Raw genomic sequence first — 24,349 nt, 5'->3', positions numbered from 1 at the left:
ATGGCGAAGGCAAAGTTTGAACGGACGAAACCGCATGTGAACATCGGGACCATCGGTCACGTTGACCATGGCAAGACGACGCTGACGGCGGCGATCACCAAGTATTTCGGCGAATTCAAGGCCTATGACCAGATCGACGGCGCGCCGGAAGAGCGGGCGCGTGGCATCACGATCTCGACCGCGCATGTGGAATACGAGACCGAGAAGCGCCACTACGCCCACGTCGACTGCCCCGGCCACGCCGACTATGTGAAGAACATGATCACCGGGGCCGCCCAGATGGACGGCGCGATCCTGGTGGTGGCGGCCTCGGACGGCCCGATGCCGCAGACGCGCGAGCACATCCTGCTGGGCCGTCAGGTGGGCATCCCCTACATGGTCGTCTACATGAACAAGGTGGACCTCGTGGATGACGAGGAACTCTTGGAACTGGTCGAGATGGAAGTGCGCGAGCTTCTGTCCTCCTACGAATATCCCGGCGACGAGATCCCGATCATCAAGGGCTCGGCCCACCAGGCGATGATCGGCGAGAACCCCGAGATCGGCGAGAAGTCGATCCGCGCGCTGATGGCGGCGGTGGACGACTACATCCCGACCCCGGCGCGGGCGGTGGACCAGCCCTTCCTGATGCCGATCGAGGACGTGTTCTCGATCTCGGGCCGCGGCACGGTGGTGACCGGCCGGGTGGAGCGGGGCGTGATCAACGTCGGCGACGAAGTGGAGATCGTGGGCCTGCGCGAGACCAAGAAGTCGGTCTGCACCGGGGTGGAGATGTTCCGCAAGCTCTTGGACCGCGGCGAGGCGGGCGACAACATCGGCGCGCTCCTGCGCGGGATCGACCGTGACGGGGTTGAGCGTGGCCAGGTGCTGTGCAAGCCCGGCTCGGTCAAGCCGCACACCAAGTTCGAGGCCGAGGCCTATATCCTGACCAAGGAGGAAGGTGGCCGTCACACGCCGTTCTTCGCGAACTACCGCCCGCAGTTCTACTTCCGCACGACGGACGTGACGGGCACGGTGAAGCTGCCGGAAGGCACCGAGATGGTGATGCCGGGCGACAACCTGAAGTTCGAGGTCGAGCTGATCGCCCCGATCGCGATGGAAGAGAAGCTGCGCTTCGCCATCCGCGAAGGCGGCCGCACCGTCGGCGCCGGCGTCGTGTCGAAGATCATCGCCTGATGACGATCGCAGGGTGGGCGATATCGCCCACCCTACCTGACCCTCGGAAGGGCTGCCCTCGGGCGGCCCTTTTGCGTCTGGAGTCACAGCTGCGGAACCGACCATGGGATCGGTTGACGATTCGTGCGATCAGCCCCACCCTTCCCCTCTCGACAGGGCCAGCAGGGGAGCGCCAGCCATGTGTCAGATGTTCGCCGGACAGGATCCGGCCCGCTACGAATATGTCACCCGCCGCTTGCGGCTGAACGGCCAGTCCACCTCGATCCGGCTGGAACGCGCCTTCTGGGGCATCGTCGACCAGATGGCGGCGAAGGACGGCTCCTCCACGCCCGCCTTCCTGTCCAAGCTGCACTCCGAGGTGCTGGAACTGCATGGCGAGGCGACGAATTTCACCTCGCTGCTGCGCTGTGCCTGCACGATCCACCTGGGCGAGCTTGACCAGCTGCCGCAAGCCGGCGCAGCCATGGCGGCTGAGTAGAAAAACCGGACTGTAGTAATCCGCTACTACCCGGCCCGGAAACTGGTTCGGTAACCTTACCAATATCAAGTGCAGATGGGGTCAGGCATGGCCAAGGCGATCCATTCGATGATCCGCGTCCTGGATGAGGCGCGGTCGCTGGCGTTTTACGAGACGGCCTTCGGGCTGAAGGTGGCCGACCGGCTGGATTTCGACAGCTTCACGCTGATCTACCTGTCGAATACCGAAAGCAGTTTCGAGCTCGAACTAACCGTGAACAAGGGCCGGACCGAACCCTACGATCTTGGCGACGGCTACGGGCATCTGGCGGTCAGCGTGGCCGATGTCGATGCCGAGCACGCCCGGATGACCGCAGCGGGTCTGGCCCCGCGCAAGCTTGTCGATTTCGCCCCGGCGGGCAGCGTCATTGCCCGCTTCTTCTTCATCGCGGACCCCGACGGCTACCAGATCGAGGTCCTGCAACGCGGCGGGCGCTATCTCTGAGGAGGGAGCGGCGTCCGACCCGAGCCATACACCAGGGAGGAAACCATGACAAAACATGATCTCAGGGGGCTGACGCGGCGTCAGCTTCTGTCGCGCGGCCTTTCCGTGGGCGCCCTGGCGGTCGTCGGCAGCGGCTTCATCGCTGCGCCGGACGCCGCCTGGGCGGTCGAGGTGACGGTGATCACGCCCGAACAGATGGCGACGCTTTTGCAGATGGCGCGCGACATCTATCCACATGACCAGGTGGCGGACCGGTTCTATGCGGTGGCCGTCAAGGGTTATGACAGCGAGGAGATGAAGGCGATGGTGGCCGAGGGCGTCGCGGCCCTGGATGCCGCCGCAAAGGCTGCCGGGTTCGACAGCTATGTCGCCGCCGGATGGGAGGAGGACCGGGTGAAGCTCCTCCAGGGTATCGAGATGACTCCCTTCTTCCAGACGGTGCGCTCGGGTCTGGTGACCGGGCTTTATAACCAGAAAGAGGTCTGGCCGATCTTCGGCTACCAGGGGGAAAGCTTCTCTCAGGGTGGCTACATCGAGCGCGGCTTCAACGACATCGACTGGCTCTGAGGGGGGACGATCATGGCACCGTTTGACAAGAACGACGATTCAGTGGTCGTCATCATCGGCACCGGCGCGGGCGGCGGGGTTCTCGCCAACGAACTGGCGCAGAAGGGCGTCAAGGTCGTGGCGCTGGAGGCCGGGGGCCGTTATCTGCCCGAGGATTACATCAACGACGAATGGGAAAGCTTTGGTCAGCTGGCCTGGCTGGATGCCCGGACCACCAGCGGCAGCTGGCGTGTGGCCAAGGATTTCGCCGGCCTGCCCGCCTGGATCGTGAAGGCCGTGGGCGGCACCACAACGCATTGGGCCGGGGCCTCGATCCGCTTCCAGGACCATGAATGGAAGGCGCTGACAACCTATGGCCCGGTCGAGGGCGCGAACCTCTTGGACTGGCCGATCGACGCGGCGGAAATGGCGCCCTGGTATGAAAAAGCCGAGACCAAGCTGGGCGTCACCCGCACCGGCGACCGCGCGGGCCTGCCGGGGAACAACAACTATCTGGTTTTCGAGAAGGGCGCGAAGGCCCTGGGCTACAAGGAGGTCCACACCGGCCGGATGGCGATCAACTCGGCCGATTACGATGGCCGTATGGCCTGCCAGCAGACGGGCTTCTGCTTCCAGGGCTGCAAATGGGGCGCGAAGTGGTCGGCGGCCTATACCGACATACCGGCGGGCGAGGCGACGGGGAACCTGGAGGTCCGCGAGCGCAGTCACGTTGCGCGCATCCTGCACAATGAGGCGGGGAAGGTGACCGGGGTCGAATATTTCGACAAGGACGGCACCTTGCAGATGCAGAAGGCGCGGATCGTCTGCGTCGCGGGGAACTCGTTCGAGAGCCCGCGCCTGCTCTTGAACTCGGCGTCCTCGATGTTCCCGGACGGGCTGGCGAATTCCTCGGGCATGGTCGGCAAGAACTACATGCGCCACACCACGGGGTCGGTCTATGCCATATTCGACAAGCCGGTGCGGATGTGGCGCGGCACGACGATGGCGGGGATCGTGCAGGACGAGGCGCGGCATGACCCGTCGCGCGGCTTCGTCGGCGGCTACGAGCTGGAGACGCTGAGCCTGGGCCTGCCGTTCATGGCGGCCTTCCTCAACCCCGGCGGCTGGGGCCGCAGCTTCACCACCGCGCTTGACCATTACGAGAACATGGCGGGCATGTGGATCGTGGGCGAGGACATGCCGCAGGCGACGAACCGGGTCACGCTGTCCGAGACCAAGGACCAGTTCGGCCTGCCGGTGGCGAATGTCCATTTCGACGACCACCCGAACGACATCGCCATGCGCAACCATGCCTACCAGCAGGGCATGGCGATCTACGAGGCCGTGGGGGCGACCCGCGCCTTCCCGACGCCGCCCTATCCGTCCACGCACAACCTGGGCACCAACCGGATGTCCGAGAAGCCCGAGGATGGCGTGTGCAACAGATGGGGGCAGACCCATGACATTGCGAACCTCTTCATCTCGGACGGCTCGCAGTTCACCACAGGGGCGGCCGAGAATCCGACGCTGACCATTGTCGCGCTGGCGATCCGTCAGGCGGACCACATCGCGCGCGAGATGAGCGCGGGAAATATCTGACACCAGGACCGGGCCGGGGGCAGCTTCCGGCCCGGTCTGCGGTGGGCGGGTGCGTCGGGTCCCCAGCGGCTCCCGCTTCCGCCTAAACCTGCGCCCTCGCCGCTGCCTGCTTCATCTGCCAGCCCAGCCGCACGCCCGGGTTGGCCCGGATCTGGTCGAGCATCGCCTTGAAGCGCGCACGCGGCACCATGGCCTCGTGCCACTTCGCCGCCTCGCGCACCCGTTGCATCAGTCTGCCATCGGTCAGCCCTCCGACCCGTGCCGCGGCCAGAGCCGCCTCTGTCACCGGGGCCACCGACAGGAACACCACGCCGACGCGCGGCACCTGGGCCAGCGGCTGGAAACAGTCGCGCAGCGCCACCATCTGGGCGGGAAGCCAGGGTTGCACCGCCATGAGGTAGTCCTGCTGCACGACGATTGACCGCCCCGGCACCAGGGCCGGAAAGAACTCGGCCGCGACATGGTCGGCCATGACGGCACCCTTGGCGGCATCGACCGACAGGATCTCGATCGGCCCCCCGGTCCAACGCTTTTCGCCGATGTCGCCGATGTGAAGTGTCACATGGTCGGCCCAGGGGGCGAGGTGGCGTCGCACGACCGGCAGAAGGTCGGCATCGTCGGCTTCGGGCAGGGGCTCGTCGGGCAGGTACTTGGCCCAGAAGGCGCGGGAGGAGCGGAAGCGGTCAAAGCTGTGGACATGGAAGCGGCGCCCCGAGAGGGCGAGCCCCGACAGCAACCGCGCGGCCGAGCCTCCGGCATAGGCGCCAAGGTCCACCGTCGCGCCATCGCCCTGCACCCGGCGGCCGAGCCAGTGATACAGCAGGCGCTCTTCGGGGGTCAGCATGGTCGGCACGTCGGCTGCCGGACCAAGATCGGCCTCGGCCACCTGTTTCCAGGGCCGCCGGGCGAAGTTCTCGGCAATCTCGGCTATGGTCTGCACGGGGCTCCTCCTGGCGGCAGACTAGGCAAGGTCATGCGACCTTTCCAGACCGTCCTGCGGCGCGCCATCTGCCTTTCCTCACACAGCCGCCCGTGTGCGCAGATGAAATCAGGAAGGCTCCCGGACGGCTTCGGTCTTTGCCCCGGCCTTGCGGCAGCGGTCCGAGCAGAAGCGCACCGCGTCCCAGTCCCGCGCCCACTTCCTGCGCCAGGTGAAGGGCAGGCCGCAGGCGGCGCAGACCTTGGTCGGCAACTCGGATTTCTTGCGCATCTTCGGCATGGCGGTCTCCGTCTTCCGGGGAAACTGGCTTGGCCTGTCGTGCGGACAAGGGCAACCGCCCGGTCGGAGCCTTGCCTTCCCCGCCACTTTCCCCCCGGTAGGGGCGCGGTGAGACAAGGGGCCTGCCAGAGGAGGCGCAGATGGATCAGACGGCCTGAACCGTTTGCACCTTTCCCTTCCCCGGTCTTCGATCCCTGCTCCACCGTCGCGGGCAACCCGGCGCGCCTGATCCGGCAGGCCAAGACCGGGCCGGAAACGGCGGGAGGTGCGCGAGAGAATCCCTTGACCTCTCGCCGCGCCTGCCGTAACTCGGCCTCCGCATAGGGGTATAGCTCAGCTGGTAGAGCGACGGTCTCCAAAACCGTAGGTCGCGGGTTCGAGCCCTGCTGCCCCTGCCATCCCTCCTGTCCTTGCAGATGACCGACCGGACCCGGCTGCCATGCCGGAACCGGATCCGCGCTGGCGCGTTCCTTCATCAGCAACACGTTTGCAGGATAATGGAGTTCATCATGTTTACATCACGCAGCCTCACCACGGGCGCCGCGACCTGTGCCTTCGTCTCGCTTCTGGCCATTCCGGCCTTCGCTGGTGTGGACAAGATCGCGAAGATCGACGTTCAGGTCGACCTCAGCGCCGTGCAGAACGAACAGGCGGCCGCCTATTGGGCGACCCTGGAAACCGATCTGGAGAATGCCCTGGCCGCCCGTCTGGTCGACCGTCTGGTCACCGAAGCGGCCAAGCCGGATGACAGCGGCAAGATCGACGGGGCGCAGATCATCGTCGACATCCGCGAGTTCGAACTGGCCAACGCGCTTCAGCGCGAGTTGAACCTTGGCGACGCGGTCCTGGTGGGTCAGGTGACCATCAAGGACGACACCGACAACTCGAATGCCGATGGCTACGAGCTGACCACGACGCTGGAAAACGCAAAGGTCGAGGTGCCCGAAGGCATGACCGTGGTCCTGTCGACCGACACCAGAGAAGCCTACACCCGGCTGGTCGACGCCTTTGCCGAAGGGGTCGTGACACGTCTGAAGTAACGACCGGCGGCGGCCCTTTCGCCCTCGGTCCTCTGCGCCCTCCGATGCCGGTCCGGCATGGGGGCGCAGTCGTTTTCAGCGGCCGGCCAGGCGATCGACCGCCCCGTTTCCCGGCGCGGCTTGAAATCCCGGGCCGAACCCCGTATCTCCCCCGTGACCCAACCCCGGAATCCCCATGTCCACCACGAACCCCTTCCAGTTCCTCCAGCAGGTCCGCACCGAAGTCTCCAAGGTGGTCTGGCCCACCCGGCGCGAGGTTCTTCTCACCACGTTGATGGTGTTCATCCTCTCGGCGCTGGCGGCGACCTTCTTCAGCCTGGTGGACCTGCTGATCCGCACGGGCCTGACCTACATCGTCGGGGCGTGATTTCGGTCAGGCCCGGCTTTCCCTCTTGAATTGACCGCGGCCAGGGGGTAGACCCCCGGCCTAACCAAAGGGACACCGGCGCGCATCGATTCGGGGTGCGCGCTGTTTTTTGTTCCGGGCGAAGACGAAGACGGGGCCGAATGGCCCGCGCAGCAAGGATTGAGGCAGATGGCGAAGCGCTGGTATTCGGTAAGCGTTCTCTCGAATTTCGAGAAGAAAGTGGCCGAGCAGATCAAGACCGCCGTTGCCGAAGCCGGTCTTCAGGACGAGATCGACGAAGTGCTGGTGCCCACCGAAGAGGTGGTCGAGGTCCGGCGCGGCAAGAAGGTCACGTCCGAGCGCCGCTTCATGCCGGGCTATGTGCTGGTGCACATGGAGATGTCGAACCGCGGCTATCACCTGATCTCGTCGATCAACCGCGTCACCGGCTTCCTGGGCCCCCAGGGCAAGCCGATGCCGATGCGCGACAGCGAGGTGAACGCGATCCTGAACCGGGTCGAGGAAGGTCTGGAAGCCCCGCGCAACCTGATCCGCTTCGACATCGGCGAGACGGTGCAAGTGACCGACGGCCCGTTCGAGGGCTTTTCGGGCATGGTCGAGGATGTGGACGAGGCGCACAGCCGCCTGAAGGTCACGGTGTCGATCTTCGGTCGGGCGACGCCCGTGGAACTGGAATTCACCCAGGTCTCGAAAGGGGCCTGAGTGCATCGCGTGGGAGGTGCGCGTCCCCGACTGGATCGGGGATGACAAGCCGGACCACTAAACCCCGTCCCGGGCCTGACCCGGGACCTCTGCAAGACGCAGAGCAACGGTGACAAAGGAGAAGGCCAGATGGCCAAGAAGATTATCGGCAGCCTCAAGCTGCAAGTGAAGGCCCAGCAGGCCAACCCCTCGCCCCCGGTCGGCCCGGCCCTGGGTCAGCGCGGGCTGAACATCATGGCCTTCGTGAAGGAATTCAACGCGAAGACCGCCGACATCCCGCCGGGCACGCCCACGCCCGTCATCATCACCTATTACCAGGACAAGTCGTTCAGCCTGGAGCTGAAGACCCCGCCGGCCTCGTTCCTCATCAAGCAGGCCGCCGGTCTGCCGCCGGTGGGCAAGCGGTCGCGGTCCAAGGGCTCGGCCAAGCCGGGCCGGGAAGTGGCCGGCACGATCACCGCGGCGCAACTGCGCAAGATCGCCGAGACCAAGATGAAGGATCTGAACGCCAACTCGATCGAGGCGGCGATGAAGATCATCCTCGGTTCGGCGCAATCCTGCGGCATCGAAGTGAAGGGCTGAGCACCATGGCAAAGATTGCAAAGCGCATGGCCAAGGCGAGAGAGCTTTTCGCGGGCAAGTCGAACGTTTCGGTCGAAGAGGCGGTGAAGCTGGTCAAGCAGGCCGCTTCGGCCAAGTTCGACGAAACCGTCGAGATCGCGATGAACCTGGGCGTCGATCCGCGCCACGCCGATCAGATGGTCCGTGGTGTGGTCGCCCTGCCGAACGGCACCGGCAAGACCGTCCGCGTCGCCGTCTTCGCCCGTGGCGCCAAGGCCGACGAGGCCAAGGCCGCCGGGGCCGACATCGTGGGCGCCGAGGACCTGATGGAGACGATCCAGCAGGGCAAGATCGAGTTCGACCGCTGCATCGCGACCCCGGACATGATGCCGCTGGTCGGCCGTCTGGGCAAGATCCTGGGGCCCCGCAACCTGATGCCGAACCCGAAGGTCGGCACCGTGACGATGGACGTGAAGGCGGCCGTCGAGGGTGCCAAGGGCGGGGAAGTGCAGTTCAAGGTCGAGAAGGCCGGCGTGGTCCACGCGGGCGTCGGCAAGGTGTCCTTCGACGAGGCGAAGCTGGCCCAGAACATCCGCGCCTTCGTGGATGCGGTGTCCAAGGCCCGGCCGACCGGCGCCAAGGGGACCTACCTGAAGAAGGTGTCGCTCTCCTCGACCATGGGTCCGGGCGTGTCGGTGGACATCGCCTCGGCGACCCAGGCGTAAGTCAGAGTCGGGGCAAGCCCCGACCTACGAATTCCCGGGAAACCGGGATGCTACCCGGGCCGCCTGTTTGGCCCGGTTCTGTCCGAGACGGTGGGTGGTGCGCAAACACCATAAATCCTGCCTGAGATGGGGAACGAGATTGAAGGCGCCTTTCGAGGCGATCTTGGTTTCGGGAACCAAAGCGGACCCGACGCCTCCAGCGATGGGGGCAAACATGAGCCGGGGGGAAACCCCCAACCTTGGAGTGAAACTGTGGATAGAGCCCAGAAAGAGAAAGTGGTCGAGGAACTCGGCCAGATCTTCGAAAGCTCTGGCGTTGTGGTGGTTGCCCACTACACCGGGATGACGGTTGCACAGATGCAGGACCTGCGCGCGAAGCTTCGCGAAGTGGGCGGGTCCGTTCGCGTTGCCAAGAACACGCTCGCCAAGATCGCCCTTGAAGGGAAGCCCGCTGCAAAGATGGGTGACCTGCTCACGGGCATGACCGTGCTGTCCTTCTCGGAAGACCCCGTGGCTGCGGCCAAGGTCTGCGATGCCTACGCCAAGACGAACGACAAGTTCGTCATCATCGGCGGGGCCATGGGCGAAACGGTTCTGGACCAGGCCGGTGTCAAGGCCGTGGCCGCCATGCCGTCGCGCGAAGAGCTTATCGCTCAGATCGTGTCGTGCATCGGTGCGCCCGCGTCGAACATCGCCGGGGCCATTGGCGCGCCTGCTTCGAACATCGCAAGCATCCTGTCGACCATCGAGGAGAAGGCTGCCGCCTAGTCGGGGGCCCGATCCTTTCATCCCGGTTGTGGTTGACCCCGCACCGTTGGAACCCATCTCAACATACGGAACGTGAAAAATGGCTGATCTGAACAAACTCGCCGAAGAGATCGTCGGTCTGACCCTCCTGCAAGCGCAGGAACTGAAGACCATCCTGAAGGACAAGTACGGCATCGAGCCGGCCGCCGGTGGCGCCGTCATGATGGCTGCTGCTCCGGGCGCTGGCGCTGCTGCCGCCGCCGAAGAAGAGAAGACCGAGTTCGACGTCGTCCTGACCGACGCCGGCGCGAACAAGATCAACGTGATCAAGGTCGTGCGCGAAATCACCGGCCTGGGTCTGAAGGAAGCCAAGGACCTGACCGAAGCCGGTGGCAAGGTCAAGGAAGGCGTCTCGAAGGCCGACGCCGAGGCGATGAAGAAGAAGTTCGAAGAAGCCGGCGCCAAGGTCGAGCTGAAGTAATCGGACATCCGACAGCGGCAGGGGGCGGCGGATCGCTGGCACCTGACCGCACGAAAATCCGCCTCCCCGGCGTTCTTGCCGGGGCGGCGTTCTTCGTCTGAAGACCCCCGCCCTTACGGACATCCTGCCCCTTGCCCTATCTTTTGCCCCAGAAGAAGCTTGCCGTGTTCTTCTCGCCCAAGGCGGCGGGAACCTCGGTGCGCGCCTTTCTGTTCGAGCTCGAGAACGGCTTTCCGCTGATGCCCTACCAGGTCCAGGGATGCGTTCACGACCTGAACACGGTGGCGAACCAGCTGGTGGTCAACAACCGCTTCAGGCTGGTGGATCACGCGGCGATCGCGGATTTCGAACGCATCGCCCTGGTCCGCGATCCGGTCCGGCGGCTGTTGTCGGCCTATTCCAACCGGGTGCTGCACTACCGTGAACTGAGCGAGGAGGCCGCAGGCCCCGCCCTGGCGGCCGCAGATCTTGCGCCCGACCCCGATATCGACCTTTTCATGGCCAATATCGCGCGCTACATGCAGATCTCCAAATCGATCGCGCGTCACTTCAGCCATCAGGAGGTCTTCCTGGGCAAGTCCAGGGACTATTTCAGCAAGCTGTTCCTCGTCGAGGACATGGGCAGCTTCGAGACCGAGATGAACCGTCACTTCGGGGCCAAGGCCAAAGTGCCCAGGTTGCAGGACGGCGGGCCGAAGATCGACTTTCACAGCCTCGCCCCGGCGACCAGGGAAAGGATCATGGCCTATGTCGGGACCAGCGTGATCTTCGACTGGGTAAAGGAATACAGGGAGGCATACGCCGACGCAGACCTGCCGGTGTGAGGCCGGAAAACACGATCGCCTCTCGTTGGAGGCTCGCGTGCGAGCCTCTTCCCAGACGCGACCGGGTTCGGGAGCCGCCCTTCGGGACGGGCGGCACGAATGGAACCCATCGGTCTCTTCGCAAGCGGTGCGCGCCCGTGGCCCGACGGGTGGTGCGCCAGCGAAACACGGAAAGGTGACCAGAAACATGGCGCAAGCTTATGTTGGCCAGAAACGCATCCGCCGCCACTACGGCAAGATCCGCGAAGTGCTGGAGATGCCGAACCTGATCGAGGTTCAGAAATCCTCCTACGACCTGTTCCTGCGGTCCGGCGACGGCGACAAGCCGATGGACGGCGAAGGGCTTCAGGGGACGTTCCAGTCGGTTTTCCCGATCAAGGATTTCAACGAGACTGCGGTCCTGGAATTCGTCAAGTACGAGCTGGAAAAGCCCAAGTATGACGTGGACGAATGCCAGAGCCGCGACATGACCTATGCCGCGCCGCTGAAGGTCACGCTGCGCCTGATCGTGTTCGATGTCGATGAAACCACCGGGGCCCGGTCTGTCAAGGACATCAAGGAACAGGACGTCTACATGGGCGACATGCCCCTGATGACCGCGAACGGCACGTTCATCGTGAACGGCACCGAACGGGTGATCGTCAGCCAGATGCACCGTTCGCCCGGCGTGTTCTTCGACCATGACAAGGGCAAGACCCATTCCTCGGGCAAACTCTTGTTCGCCTGCCGCATCATCCCGTATCGCGGCAGCTGGCTGGACTTCGAGTTCGACGCCAAGGACATCGTCTATGCCCGCATCGACCGCCGCCGGAAACTGCCGGTGACGACGCTGCTCTATGCGCTGGGCATGGACCAGGAAGGCATCATGGATGCCTATTACGAGACGATCAACTTCCGCTATGTGAAGAACAAGGGCTGGGTCACCAAGTTCTTCCCGAGCCGCGTGTCGGGCACCCGTCCTACCTATGATCTGGTCGATGCCGCGACCGGCGAAGTCATCCTGAAGGCGGGCGAAAAGGCCACGCCGCGGATGGTGAAGAAGTGGAAGGACGAGGGCACCGTCACCGAGCTTCTGGTGCCCTTCGACCACATCCTCGGCCGCTATGTCGCCAAGGACATCATCAACGAGGAAACCGGCGAGATCTGGGTCGAGGCCGGGGACGAGCTGACCTGGGAACTGGACCGCGACGGCGAAGTGAAGGGCGGCACGGTCAAGCTGCTGCTGGACCAGGGCATCACCGACATTCCGGTGCTGGACATCGACAACGTCAACGTCGGCCCCTACATCCGCAACACCATGGCGGTGGACAAGAACATGAGCCGGGACACCGCGCTCATGGACATCTACCGCGTGATGCGCCCCGGTGAGCCGCCGACCGTCGAGGCCGCCGCCGCGCTGTTCGACACGCTGTTCTTCGACAAGGAACGCTATGACCTGTCGGCCGTGGGCCGGGTCAAGATGAACATGCGGCTCGACCTCGACAAGCCGGACACCCAGCGCACGCTGGACCGCGAGGATATCGTCGCCTGCATCAAGGCGCTGTGCGAGCTGCGCGACGGCAAGGGCGAGATCGACGACATCGACCACCTCGGCAACCGCCGGGTGCGGTCCGTCGGCGAGCTGATGGAGAACCAGTATCGCGTGGGTCTCCTCCGCATGGAGCGCGCGATCAAGGAGCGGATGTCCAGTGTCGAGATCGACACGATCATGCCGCAGGACCTGATCAACGCAAAACCGGCGGCCGCTGCGGTGCGGGAATTCTTCGGTTCTTCGCAGCTGTCGCAGTTCATGGACCAGACCAACCCGCTGTCCGAAGTCACCCCCAAGCGCCGCCTGTCGGCGCTTGGGCCGGGCGGTCTGACGCGGGAACGTGCGGGCTTCGAGGTCCGCGACGTTCACCCGACCCACTACGGCCGGATGTGCCCGATCGAGACGCCGGAAGGCCAGAACATCGGCCTGATCAACTCGCTGGCGACCTTTGCCCGGGTGAACAAGTACGGCTTCATCGAGACCCCCTACCGCAAGGTGATCGACGGCAAGGTGACCGACGAGGTCGTCTACATGTCGGCCACGGAAGAAATGCGCCACACCGTCGCCCAGGCGAACGCGGCGCAGGACGCGGAAGGGCGCTTCACCGACGACCTGATCTCCAGCCGGAAGGCCGGGGAATTCATGCTGAACCCGCCGGACGCGATCGACCTGATCGACGTCTCGCCGAAACAGCTGGTCTCGGTCGCGGCCTCGCTGATCCCCTTCCTGGAAAACGACGACGCCAACCGCGCGCTGATGGGGTCGAACATGCAGCGTCAGGCGGTGCCGCTGTTGCAGTCGGACGCCCCGTTCGTGGGCACCGGCATCGAGGCGGTCGTCGCGCGTGACAGTGGCGCGGCCATCATGGCGCGGCGCGCGGGTGTCATCGACCAGGTGGACGCGACCCGTATCGTCGTGCGCGCCACCGAGATGCTGGAGCCGGGCGAGCCGGGCGTGGACATCTACCGTCTGCGCAAGTTCAAGCGGTCGAACCAGTCGTCCTGCATCAACCAGCGCCCGCTGGTGAAGGTGGGCGATCAGGTCAAGCGCGGCGAGGTCATCGCCGACGGCCCCTGCACCGACATGGGCGAACTGGCTCTGGGCCGGAACGTGATCGTCGCCTTCATGCCCTGGAACGGCTACAACTACGAGGACTCGATCCTGATCTCGGAACGGATCCTGCGGGATGACGTGTTCACCTCGATCCACATCGAGGAATACGAAGTCGCCGCCCGGGATACCAAGCTGGGGCCGGAAGAGATCACCCGCGACATCCCGAACGTCGGCGAGGAAGCCCTGCGCAACCTTGACGAGGCGGGCATCGTCTACATCGGCGCCGAAGTGCAGCCGGGCGACATCCTGGTCGGCAAGATCACGCCCAAGGGCGAAAGCCCCATGACGCCCGAAGAGAAGCTGCTCCGCGCCATCTTCGGGGAAAAGGCCAGTGACGTCCGGGACACCTCGCTGCGGCTGCCTCCGGGCGCCTATGGCACGGTGGTCGAGGTGCGGGTGTTCAACCGCCACGGCGTGGACAAGGACGAACGCGCGCTCCAGATCGAGCGGGAGGAGGTCGAACGCCTCGCCCGCGACCGCGACGACGAGCTGGCGATCCTGGAACGCAACATCTACGCGCGCCTGAAGTCGCTGATCCTGGGCAAGACCGCCGTGAAGGGGCCGAAGGGCATCAAGGCGGGCTCGACCATCGACGAGGAGCTCTTGTCCACGCTGAGCCGCGGCCAGTGGTGGCAGCTTGCCGTGGGTGAAGAGGACCTGGCCAAGGAGATCGAAGCCCTGAACGACCAGTTCGAGGCGCAGAAGCGCGCCCTGGAACACCGGTTCGACGACAAGGTCGAAAAGGTGCGCCGCGGCGACGATCTGCCCCCCGGCGTGATGAAGATGGTCAAGGTCTTCGTCGCGGTGAAGCGCAAGCTGCAACCGGGCGACAAGATGGCCGGCCGTCACGGCAACAAGGGCGTCATCTCGAAGGTCGTGCCGATGGAGGACATGCCGTTCCTCGCGGATGGCACTCCGGTCGATCTGGTGCTGAACCCGCTGGGCGTGCCCAGCCGGATGAACGTGGGCCAGATCCTGGAAACCCACATGGGCTGGGCCGCGCGCGGCCTCGGCCTGAAGATCGACGAGGCGCTGAAGGAATACCGCCGTTCGGGCGACCTGACCCCGGTGCGTGAGGCCGTCCGTCTGGCCTATGGCGACGAGACCTACGAAGAGGCCTTCGCGGGCCGCTCCGAGGAGGAGTTCCTGGAACTGGCGGGCAACGTGACCAAGGGCGTGCCGATCGCCACCCCGGTCTTCGACGGCGCGAAAGAGGCCGACGTGAACGACGCGCTGGTGCGCGCCGGGTTCGACACGTCGGGCCAGTCCGAGGTGTTCGACGGCCGCACCGGCGAGAAGTTCAGCCGCAAGGTGACGGTGGGCGTGAAATACATGCTGAAGCTGCACCACCTGGTCGACGACAAGCTGCACGCGCGGTCCACCGGCCCCTACAGCCTGGTGACCCAGCAACCGCTGGGCGGCAAGGCGCAGTTCGGTGGCCAGCGTCTCGGCGAGATGGAGGTCTGGGCTCTGGAAGCCTACGGCGCCGCCTACACCCTGCAGGAAATGCTGACGGTGAAGTCGGACGACGTGGCAGGCCGGACCAAGGTCTACGAGTCGATCGTCAAGGGCGAGGACAACTTCGAAGCCGGCGTGCCGGAATCGTTCAACGTCCTTGTCAAGGAAGTGCGGGGCCTCGGCCTCAACATGGAACTCCTGGATGCGGAGGAGGAGTGAGGGCCAAAAATCTTCGAAGATTTTTGCAAATTCCTTCGAAGGAATTTGGCCTCAACCCTCTGACCGCAGCCCCGAACATGGGAAAATGACATGAACCAGGAACTCTCGACCAACCCGTTCAACCCGGTTGCCCCGATCAAGACCTTCGACGAGATCAAGATCAGCCTGGCCTCGCCCGAGCGGATCCTGAGCTGGTCCTACGGCGAGATCAAGAAGCCGGAAACCATCAACTACCGGACCTTCAAGCCGGAACGCGACGGCCTGTTCTGCGCCCGCATCTTCGGGCCGATCAAGGACTACGAATGCCTTTGCGGCAAATACAAGCGCATGAAGTATCGCGGCGTCGTCTGCGAGAAATGCGGTGTTGAAGTCACGCTCCAGAAGGTGCGGCGTGAACGCATGGGCCATATCGAACTGGCCGCCCCCGTCGCGCATATCTGGTTCCTGAAGTCGCTGCCCAGCCGGATCGGCCTCATGCTCGACATGACGCTGCGCGATCTGGAACGCATCCTCTATTTCGAGAACTACGTCGTCATCGAGCCGGGTCTGACCGACCTGACCTATGGCCAGCTGATGACCGAAGAGGAATACCTCGACGCGCAGGACCAGTATGGCGCGGACGCCTTCACCGCCAACATCGGTGCCGAAGCGATCCGCGAGATGCTGGCGGCGATCGACCTGGAGGCGACCGCCGAACAGCTGCGTGAAGAGCTGAAGGAAGCCACTGGGGAACTGAAGCCGAAGAAGATCATCAAGCGGCTGAAGATCGTCGAGAGCTTCCTCGAATCCGGCAACCGGCCGGAGTGGATGATCCTGACCGTGCTTCCGGTGATCCCGCCGGAACTGCGCCCGCTGGTGCCCCTGGACGGCGGCCGCTTTGCCACGTCCGACCTGAACGACCTCTACCGTCGCGTCATCAACCGCAACAACCGCCTGAAGCGCCTGATCGAGCTGCGCGCGCCGGACATCATCGTCCGCAACGAAAAGCGGATGCTGCAAGAGGCGGTCGATGCGCTGTTCGACAACGGCCGTCGCGGCCGCGTCATCACGGGAACCAACAAGCGCCCGCTGAAGTCCCTCAGCGACATGCTGAAGGGCAAACAGGGCCGGTTCCGTCAGAACCTCCTGGGCAAGCGGGTGGACTTCTCGGGCCGTTCGGTCATCGTGACCGGGCCGGAACTGAAGCTGCACCAGTGCGGCCTGCCGAAGAAGATGGCCTTGGAACTCTTCAAGCCCTTCATCTACTCGCGGCTGGAGGCCAAGGGGCTTTCCTCGACCGTGAAGCAGGCCAAGAAGCTTGTCGAAAAGGAACGCCCCGAGGTCTGGGACATCCTGGATGAGGTGATCCGCGAACACCCGGTCCTCCTCAACCGCGCGCCGACGCTGCACCGTCTGGGCATCCAGGCCTTCGAGCCGATCCTGATCGAAGGCAAGGCGATCCAGCTGCACCCGCTGGTCTGCTCGGCCTTCAACGCCGACTTCGACGGCGACCAGATGGCCGTGCACGTGCCCCTCAGCCTCGAGGCCCAGCTGGAAGCGCGCGTGCTGATGATGTCCACCAACAACGTGCTGTCGCCCGCCAACGGCAGCCCGATCATCGTGCCGTCGCAGGACATGGTCCTCGGCCTCTACTACGTCACGATGGAGCGCAAGGGCATGAAGGGCGAGGGCATGGCCTTCGCCGACATCGACGAGGTGGAACATGCGCTTGCGGCAGGCGAAGTGCATCTGCACGCCAGGATCAAGGCGCGCATCCGTCAGGTGGACGAGACCGGCAACATCGTCTGGAAACGGTATGACACCACCCCGGGCCGCCTGCGGCTGGGGAACCTCCTACCCTTGAACGCCAAGGCCCCCTTCGACCTGGTCAACCGGCTTCTGCGCAAGAAGGACGTCCAGACCGTCATCGACACCGTCTACCGCTACTGCGGCCAGAAGGAATCGGTGATCTTCTGCGACCAGATCATGACGCTGGGCTTCCGCGAGGCCTTCCGCGCCGGCATCTCCTTCGGCAAGGATGACATGGTGATCCCCGACACCAAGTGGACCATCGTCAACGAGGTGAAGGAACAGGTCGCGGGCTTCGAACAGCAGTACCTCGACGGGCTCATCACCCAGGGCGAGAAGTACAACAAGGTCGTGGACGCCTGGACCAAGTGCAACGACAAGGTGACCGAGGCCATGATGGCCACGATCTCGGCCGTCCGCACCGACGAGACCGGCGCCGAGAAGGAGCCGAACTCGGTCTACATGATGGCCCACTCCGGCGCCCGGGGCTCGGTCATCCAGATGAAGCAGCTGGGCGGCATGCGCGGCCTGATGGCCAAGCCGTCCGGTGAGATCATCGAGACGCCGATCATCAGTAACTTCAAGGAAGGTCTGACCGTTCTTGAATACTTCAACTCGACCCACGGCGCCCGGAAGGGTCTGTCCGACACCGCGCTGAAGACCGCGAACTCGGGCTATCTCACCCGCCGTCTGGTCGATGTGGCGCAGGACTGCATCGTCCGCATCCACGACTGCGGCACCGAACAGTCGATCATGGCCTCGGCCGCGGTCAACGACGGCGAGGTGATCGTGCCGATGGGCGAACGGGTTCTTGGTCGCGTCGCGGCCGAGGACGTCATCGCCCCCGGCTCGGACGAAGTGATCGTCGCGAAGAACGAGTTGATCGACGAACGCAAGGCCGACGCCATCTCGGCGGCCGGTCTCGCCTCGATCCGCATCCGCTCGCCGCTGACCTGCGAGGCCGAAGAGGGCGTCTGCGCGCTCTGCTACGGGCGCGACCTGGCGCGCGGGACGCTGGTGAACATCGGCGAAGCGGTCGGCATCATCGCCGCCCAGTCCATCGGCGAACCTGGCACCCAGCTGACGATGCGGACCTTCCACATCGGCGGCGTGGCGCAGGGCGGCCAGCAGTCCTTCCTGGAAGCCAGCCAGGAAGGCAGGATCGAGTTCCGCAACGCCAACCTGCTGTCCAACGTCTCGGGCGAGCAGATCGTGGTCGGCCGGAACATGTCGATCGCGATCATCGACGAGGCGGGCCATGAACGGGCCGTCCACAAGCTGACCTACGGCGCGAAGCTGCACGTGAAGGAAGGCGAGACCGTCAAGCGCGGCACCAAGCTCTTCGAATGGGACCCCTTCACCCTGCCGATCATCGCCGAAAAGTCCGGCGTGGCGCGGTTCAAGGATCTCGTCGCGGGGATCTCGGTCCGCGAGGAAACCGACGATGCGACGGGCATGACCCAGAAGATCGTGTCGGACTGGCGGTCGGTGCCCAAGGGCGGCGATCTCAAGCCCGAGATCATCGTGATGGACCCGGCGACCGGCGAACCCGTGCGCAACGAGGCGGGCAACCCGATCACTTATGCCATGTCGGTGGACGCGATCCTGTCGGTCGAGGACGGCCAGGAACTGCGGCCCGGCGACGTTGTGGCGCGGATCCCGCGCGAAGGCGCCAAGACCAAGGACATCACCGGGGGTCTGCCCCGCGTGGCCGAACTGTTCGAGGCGCGCCGTCCGAAGGATCACGCGATCATCGCCGAATGCGACGGCTATGTGCGGTTCGGCAAGGACTACAAGTCCAAGCGCCGCATCACCATCGAGCCGGTGGACGAGACGTTGCAGCCGATGGAATACATGATCCCCAAGGGCAAGCACATTCCGGTCCAGGAAGGTGATTTCGTCCAGAAGGGCGACTACATCATGGATGGCAACCCGGCTCCGCACGACATCCTGCGGATCCTGGGGATCGAGGCGCTTGCCAATTACATGATCGACGAAGTGCAGGACGTCTATCGCCTGCAAGGCGTGAAGATCAACGACAAGCACATCGAGGTCATCGTCCGTCAGATGCTTCAGAAGTTCGAGATCACCGACTCGGGCGACACCACGCTGCTGAAGGGCGAACAGGTCGAGAAGATCGAGCTGGACGAAGAAAACGCCAAGGCCGTGGCCCGTGGTGGCCGTGAGGCGAAAGCCGAGCCGGTCCTCCTTGGCATCACCAAGGCGTCGTTGCAAACGCGCAGCTTCATCTCGGCGGCCTCGTTCCAGGAAACCACGCGCGTCCTGACCGAGGCCTCGGTGCAGGGCAAGCGGGACAAGCTGCTGGGCCTGAAGGAAAACGTCATCGTGGGCCGGTTGATCCCGGCGGGCACGGGTGGCGCCACCAGCCGCGTGAAGAAGATCGCCGCCGACCGCGACCAGACCGTGATCGAGGCCCGCCGGTCCGAGGCGGAACACGCCGCCGCGCTGGCTGCTCCGATGGCGGTGGTAGAGCCCGAAGCGGACGACGTCTTCGACGGCGGCCTCGTGGACACGATCGAAAGCCGGGACTGATCCGGACCGGCGATCCGCAAGGTCAGCCCCCGCCATCCGAAAGGGTGGCGGGGGTTTCCCTTTTCGGAAAGGGGTGGCGTCTTCCGGGGCAGTCATCGGCCGGGAAAACCCATGCGTTTTCTGATCGGGCTCACCCCCCCCACCCCTTCCTCGGTCGGCGCTGCCGCGGATGCAGTTGCAAGGCGAGGCGCCAGGCTGAAACTGCCGACGCCCGGGGGAAGTGCTTGAAACCGGCAATCACCCTTGCCGTTTCCCGCGCGGAGAGTCCGCGCCTCTCTCTCGCAGCCGTGCCGGCTGACCGGCTCCGGCTTGCTCACGTCGAAAATACTCTCCGGGGGTTCGGGGGTGGAAAACCCCCATCACCCGAGAAGGAGGCGGAGCCCGACGACGCGACAAAGGACTTGCAGGGCCGCGCCCAAGTCGAAATCCAGACGCGAAATCCACCCCGGCCAGGCAAGGCGGCAAGCCTTTCCGGACGGCAGACACCCCCGCCTGAACCCTTGAGTGCAAAGACGCGAAAAGTCTTTTCGCGGGTTGACCCTTCCCCTTGCCCATGCCGCCTGCTACCGAAGGGGCCAGGAGAAGGACCCCATCTTGCCCGTATCGGAAAACCTTCGCGGCATCCTTCTGATGTGCGCCTCGATGGCCGCCTTCACCATCAACGACACCTTCATGAAATCGGTCACCCTGACCCTGCCCCTGTTCCAGACCATCGGCCTGCGCGGGCTGATCGCGGTGGCGGGCCTTGCGCTGCTGTGCCTGGCGACGGGGGCCTTCCGCTTTCGTCCGAACCGCCGCGACGCGGGGCTCATCCTGTTGCGGTCGCTGGCGGACGTGGCCGCAACGGTCTTTTTCCTCGAGGCCCTGCTGCGGATGCCGCTTGCCAATCTGTCGGCCATCCTTCAGGCCCTGCCGCTGCTGATCACCCTCGGCGCCGCCATCGTCTACGGCGACCGGATCGGCTGGCGGCGGATGACCGCGATCCTGGTGGGCCTCGCAGGCGTCCTCATCATCATCCGCCCGGGCACCGAAGGCTTCGACCGCTGGTCGCTGCTGGGTCTTGCCTCGGTCGCCTGCGTGGTGGTCCGCGACCTGTCGGTGCGGCCCTTGCAGGGCCAGGTGCCCTCGGCCCTGGTCGCCCTGGGCGCTGCGGTCGCGGTGACACTGATGGGCTGGACCGGCACCCTGTTCCAGGGCTGGCAAAGCCCCGACAGCGGCGAGGCCGCCAAGGTGCTTGGCGCCGGGCTTTTCCTGATCGTCGGCTACCTCACATCGGTCAGCGCCATGCGCCACGGCGATGTCGGCATGGTCGCGCCGTTCCGCTATACCTCGCTGCTCTGGGCCATCGTCCTGGGACTTTTCGTCTTTGGCGACCTGCCCGACGGCTGGACCCTGCTCGGTGCGGCGATCGTCGTCGGCGCGGGTCTCTTCACGCTCTGGCGCGAGCGCCAGCTGCGCCGCCGGCCGGGCTGAGCGGCAGGGCAGGGGGCGTCCATTGACACCTCCACCGATTCCCCCTATACGCCGCCCAACCCGAAGGGCGAGGTCTGCCTTGTCCCAGGGCTCAGAGCGCTTGATGTGGTCATGATCCGGGCCGAAAACGCCCCGATCCTCTGGAATTCCACCGCGGCATCGCCGGAAACGGCGGTGGATGCGGTGTTCGTGTTTTGCGATTCGCGCAGGGCACGGTCGAGAAGCGGCGCCGAGGTGGCACCCGGCGAGTATCGAAACGAGGAACGTGAATGCCGACGATTCAACAGCTGATCCGGAAGCCCCGGGAAGCAGTGGTCCGGAAATCCAAGTCGCAGCACCTGGAATCCTGCCCGCAGAAACGTGGGGTCTGCACCCGCGTCTATACCACCACCCCGAAGAAGCCGAACTCGGCCATGCGGAAAGTCGCCAAGGTGCGCCTGACCAACGGCTTCGAGGTCATCTCCTACATCCCCGGCGAAAAGCACAACCTTCAGGAACACTCCGTCGTCCTGATCCGTGGCGGCCGGGTCAAGGACCTTCCGGGTGTGCGTTACCACATCCTCCGCGGCGTTCTGGACACCCAGGGCGTGAAAGAGCGTCGTCAGCGTCGTTCGAAATACGGCGCCAAGCGTCCGAAGTGAGGAGATAGAAGATGTCCCGTCGTCACGCCGCCGAAAAGCGCGAAATCCTGCCCGATGCCAAGTTCGGCGACCGGGTGGTCACCAAGTTCATGAACAACCTGATGCTCGACGGCAAGAAATCGGTCGCCGAGTCGATCGTCTATGGCGCGCTTGACCGCGTCCAGACCCGTCTGAAGCGCCCGGCGGTCGAGGCTTTCCACGAAGCGCTCGACAACGTGAAGCCCTCGGTCGAGGTCCGCTCGCGCCGCGTCGGCGGTGCGACCTATCAGGTCCCGGTCGAGGTTCGGACCGAACGTCGCGAGGCCCTGGCGATCCGCTGGCTGATCGCCGCCGCTCGCAAGCGCAACGAGAACACGATGGAAGAGCGTCTGGCCGCCGAACTGGCCGATGCCGTGCAGAACCGCGGCAGTGCCGTGAAGAAGCGCGAAGACACCCACAAGATGGCCGACGCGAACAAGGCGTTCAGCCACTATCGCTGGTAAGGAGCGCAGATCATGGCACGCGAATATCCGCTGCACCTCTACCGCAACTTCGGGATCATGGCCCATATCGACGCGGGCAAGACCACCACGACCGAGCGGATCCTGTATTACACCGGCAAGTCGCACAAGATCGGCGAAGTGCACGACGGCGCTGCGACCATGGACTGGATGGAGCAGGAGCAGGAGCGCGGGATCACCATCACCTCGGCTGCGACCACCACCTTCTGGGAACGCACCACCGACGGCAAGACCGCCGAAGGCCCGAAGCACCGCTTCAACATCATCGACACTCCCGGCCACGTGGACTTCACCATCGAGGTCGAACGATCGCTGGCCGTGCTTGACGGGGCCGTCTGCCTGCTGGACGCCAACGCCGGCGTCGAGCCGCAGACCGAAACGGTCTGGCGTCAGGCCGACCGCTACAAGGTGCCGCGCATCGTCTTCGTCAACAAGATGGACAAGATCGGCGCCGATTTCTTCAAATGCGTCCAGATGATCAAGGACCGCACCGGCGCGACCCCCGCCCCGATCGCCTTGCCGATCGGCGCCGAGGACAAGCTGGAAGGCATCATCGACCTGGTGACGATGAAGGAATGGGTCTATCAGGGCGAAGATCTGGGCGCGACCTGGGAAATCCGCGACGTCCGCGACAGCCTGAAGGGCGAGGCGGAAACCTGGCGCGCCAAGCTGATCGAGCTTGCCGTCGAACAGGACGACGAGGCGATGATGGCCTATCTCGAAGGCCAGGAACCGGACGTCGAGACCCTGCGCAAGCTGATCCGCAAGGGCACGCTGAACATGTCCTTCGTGCCGGTCACCGCCGGTTCCGCGTTCAAGAACAAGGGCGTCCAGCCGGTCCTGAACTCGGTCATCGACTATCTGCCCTCGCCCCTGGACGTCCCGCCCTACCTGGGCTACGCCCCGGGCGACGAGACGGAAACCCGCAACATCGAGCGCAAGCCCGATGACGCCGAGCCCTTTGCGGCCCTGGCGTTCAAGATCATGAACGACCCCTTCGTGGGCTCGCTCACCTTCACCCGCATCTATTCCGGCACCCTGAAGAAGGGCGACCAGATGCTGAACTCGACCAAGGGCAAGCGCGAGCGTGTCGGTCGGATGATGATGATGCACGCCATCAACCGCGAGGAAATCGACGAAGCCTTCGCGGGCGACATCATCGCGCTGGCGGGGCTGAAGGAAACCACCACCGGGGATACGCTCTGCGATCCGAACAAGCCGCTGGTGCTGGAAACCATGACCTTCCCCGAGCCGGTGATCGAGATCGCGGTCGAGCCGAAGTCGAAGGCCGACCAAGAGAAGATGGCGCTGGCCTTGCAGCGTCTGGCCGCCGAAGACCCGTCCTTCCGCGTCGAGACCGATCTGGAATCGGGCCAGACCATCATGAAGGGTATGGGCGAACTTCACCTCGACATCCTCGTCGACCGCATGCGGCGCGAGTTCAAGGTCGAGGCGAACATCGGCGCCCCGCAGGTGGCCTACCGCGAAACCATCTCGCGCCCGACCGAGATCGACTACACCCACAAGAAGCAGACCGGCGGCACGGGCCAGTTCGCCCGCGTCAAGCTGGAGATCACGCCCACCGAGCCGGGCGAGGGCTACAGCTTCGAAAGCCGCATCGTCGGCGGCGCGGTGCCGAAGGAATACATCCCCGGCGTCGAGAAGGGCATCAAGTCGGTCATGGACTCGGGCCCGCTGGCGGGCTTCCCGGTCATCGACTTCAAGGTGGCGCTCGTTGACGGTGCTTACCACGACGTCGACTCCAGCGTGCTCGCCTTCGAGATCGCGACCCGGGCTGCGATGCGCGAGGGCCTGAAGAAGGCCGGCGCGAAACTGCTGGAACCGATCATGAAGGTCGAGGTCGTGACGCCCGAGGAATACACCGGCGGCGTCATCGGCGACCTGACCTCGCGTCGGGGCATGGTGACCGGGCAGGACAGCCGCGGCAACGCCAATGTCATCAACGCGATGGTGCCGCTGGCCAACATGTTCGGCTACATCAACAACCTGCGCTCGATGACGAGCGGTAGGGCGGTGTTCACGATGCTCTTCGACCACTACGACGCGGTGCCGGAGAACATCAGCCAGGAAATCCAGAAGAAATACGCATGACATTCGGTGCGCC

22 protein-coding genes and 1 tRNA gene are annotated in these 24,349 nt (G+C 64.7%); 21 read left to right on the top strand and 2 right to left on the bottom strand.

Annotated features, from left to right (window positions below; genetic code table 11):
* The 5 genes from tuf to G8O29_RS02470 form a co-directional block, all read left to right on the top strand.
* Positions 1–1,176, top strand: a 1,176-nt coding sequence (gene tuf, locus G8O29_RS02490) for an elongation factor Tu (RefSeq protein ID WP_166401623.1), incomplete at its 5' end; no start/stop codon positions are given.
* 178 nt (positions 1,177–1,354) lie between these two features.
* Positions 1,355–1,654, top strand: coding sequence for a ribbon-helix-helix domain-containing protein (locus G8O29_RS02485; protein WP_166401622.1), 300 nt, complete (start codon positions 1,355–1,357; stop codon positions 1,652–1,654).
* Between the two features lie 87 nt (positions 1,655–1,741).
* Positions 1,742–2,137, top strand: coding sequence for a VOC family protein (locus G8O29_RS02480; protein ID WP_166401621.1), 396 nt, complete (start codon positions 1,742–1,744; stop codon positions 2,135–2,137).
* A gap of 45 nt (positions 2,138–2,182) precedes the next feature.
* Positions 2,183–2,704, top strand: a complete 522-nt coding sequence (locus tag G8O29_RS02475; RefSeq protein ID WP_166401620.1) for a Twin-arginine translocation pathway signal — start codon at positions 2,183–2,185, stop codon at positions 2,702–2,704.
* A gap of 9 nt (positions 2,705–2,713) precedes the next feature.
* Positions 2,714–4,282, top strand: coding sequence for a GMC family oxidoreductase (locus G8O29_RS02470; protein ID WP_166401651.1), 1,569 nt, complete (start codon positions 2,714–2,716; stop codon positions 4,280–4,282).
* 82 nt (positions 4,283–4,364) lie between these two features.
* Here G8O29_RS02470 and G8O29_RS02465 read toward each other — a convergent pair whose 3' ends face one another.
* Together G8O29_RS02465 and G8O29_RS02460 are read right to left on the bottom strand one after the other, a co-directional pair.
* Positions 4,365–5,222, bottom strand: a complete 858-nt coding sequence (locus G8O29_RS02465; RefSeq protein ID WP_166401619.1) for a class I SAM-dependent methyltransferase — start codon at positions 5,220–5,222, stop codon at positions 4,365–4,367.
* A 108-nt stretch (positions 5,223–5,330) separates the two neighbouring features.
* Entirely contained in the window at positions 5,331–5,501 is a 171-nt protein-coding gene (locus tag G8O29_RS02460; RefSeq protein ID WP_166401618.1) for a DUF2256 domain-containing protein, read from the bottom strand.
* 322 nt (positions 5,502–5,823) lie between these two features.
* On the opposite strand from G8O29_RS02460, the gene G8O29_RS02455 reads away from it, so the two are divergent.
* The 16 genes from G8O29_RS02455 to fusA all read left to right on the top strand — a co-directional run bounded on the left by G8O29_RS02455 (position 5,824) and on the right by fusA (position 24,336).
* Positions 5,824–5,899, top strand: a tRNA-Trp gene (locus tag G8O29_RS02455).
* Between the two features lie 111 nt (positions 5,900–6,010).
* Positions 6,011–6,541: a hypothetical protein gene (locus G8O29_RS02450; protein ID WP_166401617.1), complete on the top strand. Its 531-nt coding sequence runs from the start codon at positions 6,011–6,013 to the stop codon at positions 6,539–6,541.
* Positions 6,542–6,716: 175 nt separating this feature from the next.
* Positions 6,717–6,908, top strand: a complete 192-nt coding sequence (secE, locus tag G8O29_RS02445; RefSeq protein WP_166401616.1) for a preprotein translocase subunit SecE — start codon at positions 6,717–6,719, stop codon at positions 6,906–6,908.
* A 168-nt stretch (positions 6,909–7,076) separates the two neighbouring features.
* A complete protein-coding gene (gene nusG / locus G8O29_RS02440; RefSeq protein ID WP_166401615.1) occupies positions 7,077–7,610 on the top strand; it encodes a transcription termination/antitermination protein NusG in 534 nt (177 codons plus the stop codon).
* Between the two features lie 129 nt (positions 7,611–7,739).
* Positions 7,740–8,192 carry a 50S ribosomal protein L11 gene (gene rplK, locus G8O29_RS02435; protein ID WP_166401614.1) on the top strand — a complete coding sequence of 151 codons (453 nt, stop codon included), beginning with the start codon at positions 7,740–7,742 and terminating at the stop codon, positions 8,190–8,192.
* 5 nt (positions 8,193–8,197) lie between these two features.
* Entirely contained in the window at positions 8,198–8,896 is a 699-nt protein-coding gene (gene rplA / locus G8O29_RS02430) for a 50S ribosomal protein L1 (RefSeq protein ID WP_166401613.1), read from the top strand.
* Between the two features lie 252 nt (positions 8,897–9,148).
* Positions 9,149–9,664, top strand: a complete 516-nt coding sequence (gene rplJ / locus G8O29_RS02425) for a 50S ribosomal protein L10 (RefSeq protein ID WP_128515325.1) — start codon at positions 9,149–9,151, stop codon at positions 9,662–9,664.
* A 79-nt stretch (positions 9,665–9,743) separates the two neighbouring features.
* A complete protein-coding gene (rplL, locus tag G8O29_RS02420; protein ID WP_166401612.1) occupies positions 9,744–10,124 on the top strand; it encodes a 50S ribosomal protein L7/L12 in 381 nt (126 codons plus the stop codon).
* 131 nt (positions 10,125–10,255) lie between these two features.
* Entirely contained in the window at positions 10,256–10,948 is a 693-nt protein-coding gene (locus G8O29_RS02415; RefSeq protein ID WP_166401611.1) for a sulfotransferase family 2 domain-containing protein, read from the top strand.
* 187 nt (positions 10,949–11,135) lie between these two features.
* On the top strand, positions 11,136–15,269 hold the full coding sequence (gene rpoB / locus G8O29_RS02410) for a DNA-directed RNA polymerase subunit beta (RefSeq protein ID WP_166401610.1): 4,134 nt from the start codon (positions 11,136–11,138) through the stop codon (positions 15,267–15,269).
* 90 nt (positions 15,270–15,359) lie between these two features.
* Positions 15,360–19,610 (top strand): DNA-directed RNA polymerase subunit beta', encoded by a 4,251-nt coding sequence (gene rpoC / locus G8O29_RS02405; protein ID WP_166401609.1) that lies wholly within the window; start codon positions 15,360–15,362, stop codon positions 19,608–19,610.
* Positions 19,611–20,204: 594 nt separating this feature from the next.
* Positions 20,205–21,083: a DMT family transporter gene (locus tag G8O29_RS02400; protein WP_166401608.1), complete on the top strand. Its 879-nt coding sequence runs from the start codon at positions 20,205–20,207 to the stop codon at positions 21,081–21,083.
* A 111-nt stretch (positions 21,084–21,194) separates the two neighbouring features.
* Positions 21,195–21,374: a hypothetical protein gene (locus tag G8O29_RS02395; RefSeq protein WP_166401607.1), complete on the top strand. Its 180-nt coding sequence runs from the start codon at positions 21,195–21,197 to the stop codon at positions 21,372–21,374.
* On the top strand, positions 21,353–21,724 hold the full coding sequence (rpsL, locus tag G8O29_RS02390) for a 30S ribosomal protein S12 (protein WP_103259202.1): 372 nt from the start codon (positions 21,353–21,355) through the stop codon (positions 21,722–21,724). The genes G8O29_RS02395 and rpsL overlap by 22 nt, the downstream gene beginning before the upstream one ends.
* An 11-nt stretch (positions 21,725–21,735) precedes the next feature.
* Positions 21,736–22,206, top strand: coding sequence for a 30S ribosomal protein S7 (gene rpsG, locus G8O29_RS02385; protein ID WP_166401606.1), 471 nt, complete (start codon positions 21,736–21,738; stop codon positions 22,204–22,206).
* A 12-nt stretch (positions 22,207–22,218) separates the two neighbouring features.
* Entirely contained in the window at positions 22,219–24,336 is a 2,118-nt protein-coding gene (gene fusA, locus G8O29_RS02380) for an elongation factor G (RefSeq protein WP_166401605.1), read from the top strand.
* Positions 24,337–24,349: the final 13 nt, after the last annotated feature.

The organism is Rhodobacter calidifons (genome assembly GCF_011174775.1).
Lineage (GTDB): Bacteria > Pseudomonadota > Alphaproteobacteria > Rhodobacterales > Rhodobacteraceae > Tabrizicola > Tabrizicola calidifons.
This window is presented reverse-complemented; position numbering and strand designations above follow the sequence as displayed.